Source organism: Butyrivibrio sp. CB08, assembly GCF_003625485.1.
GTDB lineage: Bacteria > Bacillota > Clostridia > Lachnospirales > Lachnospiraceae > Butyrivibrio.
Map to the genome: position 1 here is coordinate 110,293 of NZ_RAIR01000007.1, position 13,756 is coordinate 124,048.

Here is a 13,756-nt window from a genome sequence, read left to right on the forward strand (position 1 = left end):
ATCAGGAAACCACCTCTATCATCTTTTGCCAGAATATTTCGTTTGGATTTGGCATCTCTTTAAGAATCTCCTCACGTTTTTCTTTTCCTTCTTCCCATAATGAAGGATTTTTCATCAATTCAGTTGCTTCTTTTATTGCTTCATTATATCTTGTTTTGGGATCATGAAGCACTCTTAACAGGTGAAATTTGTTTTCCTGTTCTTCTGTTGTTCCTGACGCTATCTGATTTAAGTAAAAAGCGTAGGTCCCAAGTATGGCTGCTTCACTTGCCATACTTGCCCCTTCGCTGAACACAAATGTCGCATAATATAGAACATGATGCACCATTTCATACGGAATATTAAGGCGATAACTCTCCAATTCTTCTGGCAGTTCACCTTCAGAAGAAATATATACCGGCATCAACTCCTCAATTCTGCGAATAAAGCGGATCTTTTCCATATTAGGCAAGCCTCTCATTCCCACATCATGGCTAGCATTCCACGACACAAATCGCACTATTGAAAATGGTGTCCCTGCTCGTATTCCTAATTTCTGTAATATATCAATATCAGGAACAAAATCTCTGTGTAAATAAAACAGTTCTTTATAAACCGGAAGTCTTTTCTGTTTATTTCCTAGATTTGTATGAAACATCTCTGGTGTTATTATGCATTTTGAAAATCTTTTACATATGTTAAGTGAGAATTTGGAAACTTCGGTATCTTCAAAGATAATGTGAGGTTTACCTGTAAGCCAGGCGGCAACAGCCATCATCGGTGATGCTCTTCCAATCAATACATCAGGCTTAAACCGTTTAATCTCTCTATAATAACCCACACATAATTTTATAAATAAGAATCCTTTCTCTAGAACATTCTTCCCTGTTGAATCAGCAAGTTTTACATATTCTATGCCAAACGAATCCAGCAAATCCAAATCGCCATCTTTATCTACAGCTAACACAAGCGCTGTTCCATCAGTATTTACTTTTTTAATAATATTCTTAAATTGGTGCGCCCATGCAGGATGCTCAATACTAATCCCTACTCTCATAGGTTTCTCCTTCATCACTTCTCAAGTCGTGCATTGTCCTGCATGTCCATCCACATACCGAAACAAATACTTTGAAAAGAAAACAAGGTCAATAGCAGGAAGATAATATACCATCCGAATGGAACAGATCCATTCTTTACAATAACCTCATATACTATCTTTATAAGTACTGGTATATTAATGATTCCAAGCAAAATTCCTAAAGAATAAAGCATAAAGAGCGGATGAAAGCTATCTAGTAGATATTTCTTATAAAGACGCTCAAAAAATCTTTTAAACAACAATGCCGATATCCTTGGAACCACCTTCAATATTTTCATCTTGGATTGTTCGCCTATATTATACACTGGCTTTATCGGAACTTCGGCTATTATACAATTTGAAATATTCAGCTTTACTAATATGTCATTTGGATATCCATAGTAGTGATATATCTGATGAATAGGAATAGAATTTAATGCCTTCAGTGAAATAGCAGTGTACCCTGTTTGCGTATCAGAGACTGTCCAGTATCCAGAAGCTATTTTAGTCAAAAGACTTAGAATATTATTCCCAAAATATCTGATCTGCGGCATAATAATCTTTGATGCCGGATGAGAAAGGCGATTCCCTTTTACATAGTCAACTCCATTTGAAATCACAGGCCTAACAATGCTTCTCATCTCATTAGGATCCATTTGTCCATCACCATCTATCACTACAGAACAATCAATATTATGATCCCTACACCATTTATACCCAACTGAGACAGCACCTCCTGGCCCAGAATTATCCTGGTCAATCAATACGATCCTATCATAATCGTTATCATTGTATATAACATGTTTTGGATAATAGTTTTCCTCATCCTGTCGCATTTCATAGAGTATAGCATCTGCTTTATTGAACCCGTCAACATCCTCAACATTTACAACGTGCTTCGGTATGCAAACTGAACTAGAGTCATTTTCAGAAATCAGCCTTCGCACCACCTCAGAGGTTTTATCCTTTGAGCCATCGTTAACTACGACAATCCTATCTACGAAGTCCGAAATCCCATAAACAACCTTGGTGATCTGTTTCTCCTCGTTATATGCTTTTATCACAACTGCAATCTTTTTCTCATTAATCATTTTTACTCATACCTTTTAGGAATTTCAGAAACAATCTTAAGTGTATCTTCCATATTGACACCAATCACGTCAAAGTACCATCTCATGGAATCAAAACGTTCTTTGTTATCTCTGTATACTAGTTCAAGGGCCTTGTCTCTATCCAACATGCCTTCTCTTATCTGATTACTACGAAGCGTATCGTTCTCCGTAAACCCAGCCACCATACAATAGATATAATTATAGAATGGCGCTGTTCCATCCCCTATTCTCCAAGTTGTTTCCGTATCATTAGCCAATTCCCATCCATACTCAGAAATAAGAGTCTTATCAACTAATTCTTCATCCCACGGAATGTATTCATATAACCTGAAATAATTATGTGGTATCACATAATAGCTGGCAGTCGCTGTGGCTGTATCAATAATAGAGGAATTGATATATGCTGGATTTCCTACAAACTGATTAACATAATATCCAGACATCTTCAAAACATCACTCGCCGGTAGCCTTTCAAAATCAAGTTTCTTGAACTTCTCCTTTAAAATGTCAGGCTTAACACCACAGAATCCAAACTTAAAATATGTCTTTTCAAGGGGGTTAGTGGCCATAAGTGTAGTATCTAGCTTATAGTCTCCCATAACCTTATTGGCATAGTAATAATATTGTTTGTCACCAGCCATAAAAATGGGAACCATTCCTAGCGATGGCTTTCTAAGCCATGCCTCAACATTCTTTTTTATGTTATTACGTTTTTTCTTTAAATCCGCTGAAACTAGAATAAATTCTATCCCAAGTTTTTCGCACATTCTGGATTGATTTCTTCTTGCCAGGTCAGTAACCATCCCCCAATCATAGCAGTAGGCCACTGGCTTTATGCCCATCTCTTTCACGAAATAATGTAGTCCATAACTACTATCACGCCCACCGCTGAAAGATATCATTGCTGTCTTATTGTTCTTATGGAAGTCGTCATTCCATTTGTCAAGTTCTGCTTTTCCCATATAGGACATCTTCCTATATCCTCTGCAATAATTGCACACTCCATCTCTATCAAACTCTATAAATGGCATTGTCTCAGGAAGAACACACTTGCTGCAGCGTTTTATTTTCCGAATTCTGTCAAAGTCAATCTCATACTTGGAATAATTTATTTTACTTAGATTAGGTGAATGGTTCTCAGTTGGTGAATCTTGTATTATTTCAATATCGGATACCTCCCCTGTATATGCATCTGACATTACTACGCTCTTCCCCATAGCCAACTGAGTAATAGATTTTTCACTTATCAATTTTTTGAGCTCTGGTGTCGTAAGAATGAGCTTTTCAAGCATTAACCGCTCTGATGCAAAGATCCTAAGTTTTCCATCTTTGCTATGGCACTCATATAATGAGCCATTATTTGTTGCCGCTATCATATGATGGCCTTCCTGCATCATAAGAATAGTAGACGCCATTCCATTCAGATTACTGTATGTCTCATCTGACGCACTCTTCGCGTCACGTGACTCACGGTATTTTTTCCTGAATGTCTCCAAGATAACTTCTGAATCAACTTCACACTCTCTTGTATGCTCTGGTAAATGTATCCATAGTTCATCCTCATTCACAATTATGCCGTTATGAACTATAGCCATATTTTCTTTTGATACAGGTTGATTGTTCTTTGGATTATATTGTGTTCCATTGGTTACCAACCTAGAATGACCCATAATCCAAATATTTGAACTGTCAGATTCTAATATATTCTCTTCCAAATATCTAACAAACTCAACATCGTTAAGCAATTCATGCGAAGCCTTTGCCTTTCTGAGCACACAAAGCTTATCTTCCTGCATAACTGCAATACCTGAGGCATCTTTTCCCCTTACCTCGGCAAGCATCATAAGTTTCTTAATTATATTTGCAAGCGTCTGACGGGTAATATCTTCACCCATATCAGAAATACCCCATATTCCACACATAGGCTCTCTCCAATCGTAACAGATTCTTTCTTGTTAGCAACCATCCACAACATACAAATGAATGATGCTAATATTTATGATATAAAAAACGCTCCCGACTATAATATTATTGACAACGCAACGTTATATTATTGTTTCAGAGCCTTCTTCAATTTGTCACATATCTTCTCTATCTCATCATCTTTAAGATATGGATGTATTGGCAAGCACAATACTCTGTTGCAGAGTTCTATCGTATTCGGGCAGTCAGCTATATAACTTCTTGTGTTTTCAAACGCCCCTTGTAAATGCATTGGTTTGATATAGTATATATTTGTGGGTATATTGTCTGCTTTAAGCAGCTCTTGTATTCTTTTCCTATACTCAATCTGCTCGGAATCAGAGATCTGAATAGGCAATTGAATAGTATACTGCGCCCAAGAGCTATACATCCCATCAGCAACTAAAGGTACTATCAAACCTTCAACATTCGATAATAGCTCAGTATACTTTTCAGCTACATAATTTACAGCATCTAATTCTTCATCTCTAAATGTTGTAAACTTGGCTAATAATACTCCTGCCTGAATAGTATCCAAACGGCTATTCATGCCAAGGCGAATGTTGTTATACTTAGCATTGGGATCTTCAAGATTCTGAGTGTCCTTACCATGAACAGCTATAGAACGACAAAGCAACGCAATGTTGTCATCATTTGTAAATATCGCGCCACCATCACCATAACAGCCTAGCGGCTTCGCTAGAAAGAAGCTAGTTGTGCTAATATCTCCTAATGCGCATGCTTTTTTCGCTTCGCCAGATGGGAATGTATAAGATCCACCAAATCCTTGAGCTCCATCTTCAAGTAGCAAGAGATTATATTTCTTGCAAATATCACTGATAGCAGATACATCAAAAGGTTGACCAAATAAATCTACAGCAACTACCGCTTTGGGTGTAAGCTGTCCTTCTTCTATAATTTGAATTATTGCCTTCTCCAATGATGATGCCGAAATATTATATGTTGAATCCAACACGTCAACGAATATCGGTGTTGCCCCTACGGTCGCTGGACATTCCCCAGAGCTAAAGAAAGTAAAATCCGGAACAAATACGGCATCTCCTGGACCTATGCCATACGCCATAAGCGCAATTGATATAGCGTCAGTTCCATTTGCACAAGAAATACAGTGCTTTACACCAACATAAGACGCGAGCGTTGCCTCAAGCTCTTTCACCTCAGGTCCAGATATATAATGTGCAGAAGAAATAATAGCCTGGATGTTACTATCTATTTCATCCTTTATATGATCATATTGTCTCTGTAAATCTCTGAATTGAATTGACATTATAATAACCTCCTAAATATGATTCTCTGATTTCGTAAAAAATACTTCTTTTTTCATCCTTTTTATTCTAGTCAGATATCATTTCTCCATCAATCACCTTATATTCTCTTCCGCAGTCAGGGCAAACAAACCCATTCCCCATATCATCTCTTGTTACATTATTCTGAGATTGCTTCAGGACCTGGCCACATTCACATACCCATCCAATCTGTTTCGCAGGAACACCCGCCATCAAAGCGTGAGGCTTAACATTGCAAGTAACCACCGCGCCAGCTGCTATCGTAGCATGATGGCCAACTTCATGACCGCATACAATAGTAGCATTGGCGCCGATAGTGGCGTCATGACGTACTATAGTAGGAAGATATTTATGGTTTTTGGGATATCTGGCTCTTGGCGTTAAATCATTAGTAAACACGCAAGATGGACCACAAAATACATAGTCTTCTATAGTTACTCCTTCATATATGGATACATTGTTTTGTACCTTAACGCCATTTCCAAGAGTAACATTGTTACTAACATTAACGTTCTGTCCCAGTGAACAAGATTCTCCAATTATAGCCCCAGACTGAATATGGCTAAAATGCCATATCTTTGTGTTGTCACCAATAGTAACGTTATCATCTATGATAGCTGTTTCATGTAATGAATAATTCATTGTTAGTTATCCACCTTTCTATAGTATTAGTCTATGATAAACCATATTGGAAATCATCTCTTTATTATTCTTAACAGCTACTCCAGGATTATCTATCCTAAATATTGCTCCTCTTTCTATATCTGGGAGAAATACTCTCCTTAATCACATTTCCAATTTTACGTATACTGTCAATAAGAATATATCTAGCACTATAACTTTCAATCAAATACTGAGTCTCCCACTTCGGATTAAAGCTACTGTTAAACTCACATACCCCCTGAATCATACTACCCTCAAAATCAAAAACCTTCCCGCTATTAACGGCACTGCATATAGCATCATATACAGCATAGGATGTAGCACTTGAATCCGTTTTTTTCATTTGTGCTCCGAATTGGTGGTAATACTTTTCTTCATCAACAAGCATGATATTCACTGCAACCAGTCTGTCTTGATCATAGACAGATCTTATCTGACAAGCATTGTGTTCCTCTAACGCAGTAAATAATCTGTAAAACTTTTCTTCTCCATAATCGAGATGTCTTCCTCTGTCTTCATAACTCGACTTAAGAAAGTCCCAATAAGTCTTAAATGAAGTATTATCCGTATCAATTCTATATTTTCTCTTCCCTCGATTTATACGCTCTCTTCTTTTTTTAGAAATCGAAGGAAGTACTGCTTCTACTGAGTCTGCCTTTACGCACATGGTATAATACGGAGTAGATCTAAAACCATTCCAATAGAACGGTTGCCATGTCCACCATCTTTCCGAAAACACCATGCGAAATCTATCATATTTTGGCATTAGACTGATAACAATATTGGCATATTGGGTTAATACACTTAAAGATACATTCTGATTATTAACCCATATCCCTGCGGCAGCTACTTGCCATGGCATCTCAATAAAATATAGTCCTTTTCTCTTTTGATATACAAAAGGAAAGGCTGCCTCAATCTCTCCTGCATCATCCTCTATGAGTATAACCCACCAGTCATCTTCATCATCGCATGTCGCATCCCAGTACCACGCTTTGAAATATAAGGCACTTTAGAATTTACATCACAGAACTGTCTCCATCTATTCTTTGCCTGAGCAAAGTCGTACCCCCCCCTAAATTGCGCAACTATACTATCTTTGATCAATGCTAACATCCTCCTAATACAATTTAAAAAGGTATACTTCCCACTTTCATCATGTATACAGTAACATATTTCTTCTTTTGGCGAAAAACTTATGTAAAATAGAGCCGGACCTTTTATCATACTCCCCTCAAAGTCAAACTTTTTCCCATCATCCAACGCTTTACAAATTGCATTATGTGTTAAAAGCGACTGTGCATCCGGACACTCTGGTAAATTTACACAAAATTGGTGATATAGTGTAGTTTCATCCTTTAATACAACTTCAACTGCCACTATCTGATCTCCTGCATGAGCGCTCCTTATCTCCATTGCATTGTGATCTTCAAGTGTTTCCATTAGTTTAAAAAACTGCTCCTTAGTAAAGGATATTTCTCTATTCCATCTAAGATATGCAAGTTCATAGAAATCCCAAATTCCCTGAAAGCTTAATTCATTTTCCCGAATTACATACTTCTTTTCTCCAGCATTTATCCGCTGCTTCCTTCTCTTTGAAACAACTGATTTTACTTCTTCAGATGAATAGCCACTTATTGTATACGTATAACTGACACTAGATTGAAATCCTTTCCAACAAAACGGACTCCAATTGTCAAAATCTGTATCAAAATAAATATTGAAATAATCATAATTTGGAAGTCTATCCAGGACAAATTCTACAATCTCATTCAATTTGTGAATCTTTTTTTCAAGCGACACATCCTCGGACATATCCAACCAAAGTCCACTTCTGGCCACCTGCCAAGGAGCTTCAATTCTCCACATCCCATGTATTCTTCGATACATGAACGGAAAAGCAGCTGTTATGTTTTTTCCTTCATATACTATTACTTTCCAATCTTCCGGAGAGTCTGAAGTGGCATCCCAAAACCAATCTTTTTTATATATTGGCATCTCTGGATGACTCTCACAAATTTCATGCCATTTTACTTTGGCAAGTTGAAAATCATACTCTTTCATTTTCGCCTTAACTGATGTTATTGCTTTCATAGGCCGACTTAAATAATCTCCTTAATATCAAAAGGTCATCATTATTGTTTTCAAAAGCTTCTTGATGGCACTCACAGGCACTATTCTTCTTCTCACACAAACTATTCCATCTTTGCAACGAATATCGTACTTCCCTATAGATACAAAACTACCTTTTTTATATTCATAAATATCATAGCTATACAGCCATCCCGTATATATTTGACTAATCCCATCTGTCCCCATAAGGAAATGATATACATTTTCTACTTCCATTTGCTCATATTCGAGAAGGAAATCATCTCTTGTAACATTCCGCGCCTGAGGATGGGAACTGTCTCCCTGACGTTTTCGTTCTATAGTTCTGCTCACCAAAGAATTTAGCGCCTCTCGATATGCATCTACTGCTGCTTTAGTCTCCTCTTCATGATATTCAACGCTTGACATTCCGAAAGGGATTTGGAATTTTTTCTGGGTGATTATATCGCCTGTATCTTCACCTATATCTATATAGTGAAGGGTTACTCCCCCCTCTTGTTCATGATTTAAAAATATCCAATAAGTCGGATCTGCCCCTCTATAATCAGGGAGTAACGCCCCATGTGCATTCATCACTCCATAAAAAGGAATGTTTATAATGTTTTCTTTTAATAGCTGACAGGCTGAAGCTACACAAATCAAATTCGTGCCTTTTTCTCTGATAAAATGTTCAGCCTCAGAAGAGTTCATATTATCTGTCGCTATTACTGGAATGCGGTTCTCGTTTCCATATTTTCTGAGCTGGCTCTTCAGTACCATCCGCTTATCCCATCTTGTATATCTTTTTTTTCTCCGATAGGAATCTATTAGCCCAACCACCTCAAAACCATCCTTTCGAATTGCATCGAGGCATGCTAAAGAATAATCACTCGAGGTTCCAATAAATATTATGCGGATATCTTCTTTTCTCAATACTTCACTCATTGCTTCAATCCCACTTTTTCAACGATATAATCAAGTATCCAGTCATAAAGATCTTTTAAATAGTTACCAGATTTATTATCAAACATACCATTATGGCATAGAAAATCCAACTCACCACCATTATCAAATATTTCATCAATTATTGCTTTACAGGCTTTTTTACCCTCCTCAAACGAAAGTTCCATCTGATACGGTTTCTCACCTATTACACTTCCATCCATTATTTCCATACCATGAATTGTCAGGTTGGATATTCTAGCGTTCCTTGGGTCTATCCATTTTATTGGATGACACGTTCCAAGTCGAAAGCCAATCACTTCATTAAATCCGGTTGTAAAATCATCAGTAAAGCCAGCATTTTCATAATACTCCAGATCATAAGGTCTTAGCTGTCTTAAAAAGTGATTTCTGTTATAGAGTATCTCCTCTCCAGTCTCTTCAATCAATAATTTCCGCTCACGTCTAACAGCCTCTCCATCTACCGCCGCGCTATAACTTGTATGCATCCCCAAAAGAGCGCCTAATTGACGCATTTCATCTAAGATAGGCTTTGTTTTTTTATCGCATAAATACGTTTGGGTATACTCATCCTTCTTCTCAGTAGCCACAATAAAGCATATGCTCTCCGTATCAATCCCCGTTTTCTCTTTTACATCTTGTTCTCTAGCCAACATGTAATCCCATGTTTTGCCAGGATTACATTTGTAAATCCCTAGATAATTGAATAGCGGATGGACAATAAATCTTTTATCCTTTATTATGCTTTTACCAATCGTTTTTACCATATCAGTAAAACTATATTCATAAAAAGGTATATCTATATCATGAGTAAAATAAAGCTTAGAAAATCCTTTCTTTTCTTGTATCTCGTAGTTCAAAAACTTTAATTTTCTCCTAATAATATTCCCATAATAATCTACTACCGGTATATTAATCAGGTCTTCATTAACGAGAATGCTTTCAGATGCTGGAAAGTTCCCATAAATATCTCTTTTTTCATTAATTAGTTCTTCGTATCGTGTAAGTACAAAATAAGCAGAAGCTATAAGATCTGCATAAATAACAACATTTCCATTTAGCCTTTTTTCTTCAGCCTTTCCATAAAAGATTTTTATTCCCTCATATTCTTTCAATGGTTTCGCAGGAAGAGAACTCTTTTGACCGTAATCATTTTCAAAGAATCCAGAGTTTACAATATATATCTTACCAACACCACTCTTACACTCCTTCAAAACATCTTCTTCATACAGGTATTTTACAAATGACTCATATTTCTCGTCTCGGACCAAAAAAGAAATAAGATATTTTGTAGCCTCATCTACCCTTCCACTATCTAGTTTCATCTAACCACCCTCCGCTAGAAAGTTCCTACCACTTTAAGCATGACGAAATAAACCAAATAAATAATAACATTTCCACCAATTATATATTTCAATAAGAATTTAATAAATTTTTGCATAGAATAATGCGTGCAATATACACATAGTACCAAATTAAGGATTTGATACATGCATTCGCTTACTGAGAAAATGAGCACTGTTGTACGAACATTAAATCCCAACACATAAGATAGCCCAAAACAAGCGCCATATATCGCAAGATTCACAAAAGACATCACAAGTGACAACTTTTGTCTTCCCATAACCACAAATGTTCCTGAAACACAAGCAGAACAGAACTTTAGAAGAAACATGACTCCCAGTATCGCTATGTAATCACCTGCAACAACCCATTCTTTTCCTAAAACCCATGGTATTAAAGGCCTTGAAAATACTATGAGAACACCTACAGGAAGAATTGCCAGTTTAATGTTTTTTTCTACAACACCAAAACAAAAATCTCCTACATCTTCATTGCTATTCCTCTTTGCTGCCATTGTTTGATAAACCACGCGATTAATAGGAGTCGCCAAAAGCGAAACCGGTATACTAAGTATCCTATTTGCCATGGTATACCCACCCAAAAGGCCACTTCCAAATACTCTTCCTAAATACTGTGTAGGTATTTCCGTTCCTATCTGGGAAATAACATTTGCAGGAAGCTGAACCAGGGGAATATCTTTATATTCACGTAATCGCTTTTTCCATTTTTTAATTGATATTTTTGTATGGAATGGCTGTACAAAGAAACGCATATGGATTGTGCATATAATATATGCTGCCACAGTACCCATCAGATATCCGGTAGTTCCGAAACCCATAATACCTAATGTAATAGATATGCCTACATTTGCAACATTTTGCACTATAGGATTCCAAAAAAGCACCCTGTATTTCTTGCTCCTATTCGTATAGGAATAGAATAGTGCTTGCAGATTGAAGGCAAACAGATACAGTGCAAGTAGTATTACAGACAAACCATATGGTATGCTGGTATCGAACAAATGGTATACATTTCTTATTGCAAATAATATAGAAATAAAAACAAGTAAGAATCCAACATTTAGAAAAAGCACTATCTGGCATATATCTTTTGCATTGTCATCTTCTTTTGGGAGCATGACAGCCATGATTAACCCGAGGCTAATAAAGTCTAATACAAAACGGCCAGAAGAAAGAATCAAGTCATACTCCCCCATTTGAACAGGGCCAAAAATCCTGCTTAAAACAGGAAGAAAAACCATGTATATTCCATATCCAATCACATTTCCGCTAATTAGCACAGCTATATTCTTAAAAAATGGATGCCTGTTTAAAAATGCTTTTACTCTATCCTTCATTATCCAAACTCCACACCAAACACCTCTGCCCAATGAGCAGCGCAGATGATTCGAAAACATGTAGTGTCTCCCATTCTTGTAGACTGTACATGATCGCTATACCAAGATAATACTTTTGGTTTATCAAGAATTCTGTCAAGCCTATCGCACGCTTTTTCCAACTCGTTATAGAAAAAGGTCTCATTTTCTTTTAACCACTTATCTTCAGGCGTTACAAATCCCAGCTTCGATATCCTGTTATAGATCGCCTTCGGTATGATATTTCTTAATCCCTCTCGTATCAAATTCTTTGTTCTTCCATTTTCTATCTTATGTTCTAATGGAACAGAATAAATAAACTCCGCCAGTTCGTAGTCAAGGAATGGGACTCTTGATTCTATAGAATGCGCCATAGAATTTCTATCCTCAAAGTGAAGTAGCGTTCTCAATCCATCATGCATACCAGCATACACATATTGTCTGGCATTTCGTTTATTATATGCTCTGTAACTCTGTTCTATACTTTTGTTCTTGTACATTACGGTAGGAAGAGGAAGCCCAATTACCCTCTTCACATATATTTTATTCAACTTATACCTTATGCTATCCGGGAGAAGCAATGAAGTAAGCGTTGACATCATTATTTCTCCAAACGAATCAGCTTCGGTATCCGATCGCAACGTCCTGTAAGCGTTAATTTCAGTCCTTAATTTTTGCCATTTTCTCTTCTTCATCAATTCAATAAAGAGTACTTTATAAAATGGCGTATATCCCGCTAGCTGTTCGTCAGCGCCTTGCCCATCAAGCATAACCGTAAGCCCCTGTCTTTTTGCTTCTGCAAACACACACCACTGCGCATAAACAGACAATCCTGGAAAAGGTTCATCCATATGCCAGATGATCTTATCCAGAATATTAAACGCCTCATTCATATCAGGAAATATCTTATGTGATACTGCACCTGTTTCTTTAATGACTTCATCAATATATTCCTGCTCATCGTATTTTTTGTCCTCAAAGCAGGAAGAAATAGCTGCCAGATCATGATTCCCATTATCAGTAGTTCTACTAAGAACGTTATGAACCATACAGACAATGGATGAGCTATCAAGCCCTCCCGAAAGGCATGACCCTACAGGCACATCAGACCTCAATCTAAGCTTAATGGCTTTCTCAAATTTATCGTGAAATAATTGCTCATTTTCTTCCTTTGAATTACTATTTTCCTGTACTTTCCGAAGGTCGTACCATCGATAGATTTTATTTTCCAACGTCCTGCAATCCAATATCAAATTATGTCCACCTATCAATTGTTTGATTCCGTCAAACATGGTGCCTTCATCATAGTCAAATGACCCGTTTGCAAGAAATGCATAAAAATGACTCTTATCTGCACGAATAGGCCTAGGCAGAAGTTCAAGAATCTCCTTGATCTCCGATGCAAATATAAACGTGTTGTCGGCAATATGGTAGTAAAATGGTTTCACCCCATATCGATCTCTCGACGCAAATATTCTTTCTTCCTTTTCGTCAAAAATCGCAAAAGCCCACATTCCATTGAGATGATTTACACAATCGGCTCCCCATTTGCAGTAAGCAGCCAAAAGAACTTCTGTATCTGTATGAGTAGTAAAAGTAAATCCCGCTTTTTCTAATTCATCCCTGAGTTCTAAATAATTGTATATCTCTCCATTATATGTAATATGATATCTGCCAAGATAAGTCATTGGCTGTGCCCCATTATCCGTCAGATCAATGATAGAAAGCCTCCTGTGGCCCAAACCAATACGATCATCATAAAAAAAGCTACCGTTTCCATCAGGTCCTCGATGTACAATTACAGCAAGCATCCTGCCAATTTTCTCTCTGATATCCTTATCTCTATCTTTTCCAACTATCCCTGCTATACCACACATAAATA

11 protein-coding genes are annotated in these 13,756 nt (G+C 37.0%); all 11 read right to left on the reverse strand.

Annotated features, from left to right (window positions below):
- Position 1: 1 nt before the first annotated feature.
- Positions 2-1,036 carry a DUF354 domain-containing protein gene (locus D6855_RS12575; RefSeq protein ID WP_158589526.1) on the reverse strand — a complete coding sequence of 345 codons (1,035 nt, stop codon included), beginning with the start codon at positions 1,034-1,036 and terminating at the stop codon, positions 2-4.
- A 14-nt stretch (positions 1,037-1,050) separates the two neighbouring features.
- Entirely contained in the window at positions 1,051-2,148 is a 1,098-nt protein-coding gene (locus tag D6855_RS12580) for a glycosyltransferase family 2 protein (RefSeq protein WP_120741628.1), read from the reverse strand.
- Between the two features lie 2 nt (positions 2,149-2,150).
- Complete coding sequence (locus D6855_RS12585) at positions 2,151-4,091, reverse strand: hypothetical protein (protein WP_120741630.1); 1,941 nt, start codon at positions 4,089-4,091, stop codon at positions 2,151-2,153.
- A 128-nt stretch (positions 4,092-4,219) separates the two neighbouring features.
- Complete coding sequence (locus D6855_RS12590; protein ID WP_120741632.1) at positions 4,220-5,419, reverse strand: DegT/DnrJ/EryC1/StrS family aminotransferase; 1,200 nt, start codon at positions 5,417-5,419, stop codon at positions 4,220-4,222.
- Positions 5,420-5,486: 67 nt separating this feature from the next.
- Positions 5,487-6,080 carry an acyltransferase gene (locus tag D6855_RS12595; protein ID WP_120741634.1) on the reverse strand — a complete coding sequence of 198 codons (594 nt, stop codon included), beginning with the start codon at positions 6,078-6,080 and terminating at the stop codon, positions 5,487-5,489.
- A gap of 97 nt (positions 6,081-6,177) precedes the next feature.
- Entirely contained in the window at positions 6,178-6,963 is a 786-nt protein-coding gene (locus D6855_RS12600; RefSeq protein WP_120741636.1) for a GNAT family N-acetyltransferase, read from the reverse strand.
- Between the two features lie 74 nt (positions 6,964-7,037).
- Positions 7,038-8,195, reverse strand: coding sequence for a GNAT family N-acetyltransferase (locus D6855_RS12605; RefSeq protein WP_120741638.1), 1,158 nt, complete (start codon positions 8,193-8,195; stop codon positions 7,038-7,040).
- A 27-nt stretch (positions 8,196-8,222) separates the two neighbouring features.
- Positions 8,223-9,137: a methionyl-tRNA formyltransferase gene (locus D6855_RS12610; RefSeq protein ID WP_120741640.1), complete on the reverse strand. Its 915-nt coding sequence runs from the start codon at positions 9,135-9,137 to the stop codon at positions 8,223-8,225.
- Positions 9,134-10,480, reverse strand: a complete 1,347-nt coding sequence (locus tag D6855_RS12615; RefSeq protein ID WP_120741642.1) for a DUF7033 domain-containing protein — start codon at positions 10,478-10,480, stop codon at positions 9,134-9,136. The genes D6855_RS12610 and D6855_RS12615 overlap by 4 nt, the downstream gene beginning before the upstream one ends.
- A gap of 14 nt (positions 10,481-10,494) precedes the next feature.
- The gene (locus D6855_RS12620; protein WP_158589527.1) at positions 10,495-11,856 is read right to left on the reverse strand and encodes an oligosaccharide flippase family protein; all 1,362 of its coding nucleotides are present in this window, start codon (positions 11,854-11,856) and stop codon (positions 10,495-10,497) included.
- Complete coding sequence (gene asnB, locus D6855_RS12625; protein WP_120741646.1) at positions 11,856-13,751, reverse strand: asparagine synthase (glutamine-hydrolyzing); 1,896 nt, start codon at positions 13,749-13,751, stop codon at positions 11,856-11,858. The genes D6855_RS12620 and asnB overlap by 1 nt, the downstream gene beginning before the upstream one ends.
- Between the last annotated feature and the right edge of the window lie 5 nt (positions 13,752-13,756).

What these genes read in the sequence shown, in the direction of transcription:
- D6855_RS12605 (WP_120741638.1), bottom strand. Translation starts at nt 8,195, where the DNA reads ATGAAAGCAATAACATCAGTTAAGGCGAAAATGAAAGAGTATGATTTT.
- D6855_RS12590 (WP_120741632.1), bottom strand. Translation starts at nt 5,419, where the DNA reads ATGTCAATTCAATTCAGAGATTTACAGAGACAATATGATCATATAAAG.
- asnB (WP_120741646.1), bottom strand. Translation starts at nt 13,751, where the DNA reads ATGTGTGGTATAGCAGGGATAGTTGGAAAAGATAGAGATAAGGATATC.
- D6855_RS12585 (WP_120741630.1), bottom strand. Translation starts at nt 4,091, where the DNA reads ATGTGTGGAATATGGGGTATTTCTGATATGGGTGAAGATATTACCCGT.
- D6855_RS12620 (WP_158589527.1), bottom strand. Translation starts at nt 11,856, where the DNA reads ATGAAGGATAGAGTAAAAGCATTTTTAAACAGGCATCCATTTTTTAAG.
- D6855_RS12610 (WP_120741640.1), bottom strand. Translation starts at nt 9,137, where the DNA reads ATGAGTGAAGTATTGAGAAAAGAAGATATCCGCATAATATTTATTGGA.
- D6855_RS12575 (WP_158589526.1), bottom strand. Translation starts at nt 1,036, where the DNA reads ATGAGAGTAGGGATTAGTATTGAGCATCCTGCATGGGCGCACCAATTT.
- D6855_RS12580 (WP_120741628.1), bottom strand. Translation starts at nt 2,148, where the DNA reads ATGATTAATGAGAAAAAGATTGCAGTTGTGATAAAAGCATATAACGAG.
- D6855_RS12615 (WP_120741642.1), bottom strand. Translation starts at nt 10,480, where the DNA reads ATGAAACTAGATAGTGGAAGGGTAGATGAGGCTACAAAATATCTTATT.
- D6855_RS12595 (WP_120741634.1), bottom strand. Translation starts at nt 6,080, where the DNA reads ATGAATTATTCATTACATGAAACAGCTATCATAGATGATAACGTTACT.
- D6855_RS12600 (WP_120741636.1), bottom strand. Translation starts at nt 6,963, where the DNA reads ATGCCATGGCAAGTAGCTGCCGCAGGGATATGGGTTAATAATCAGAAT.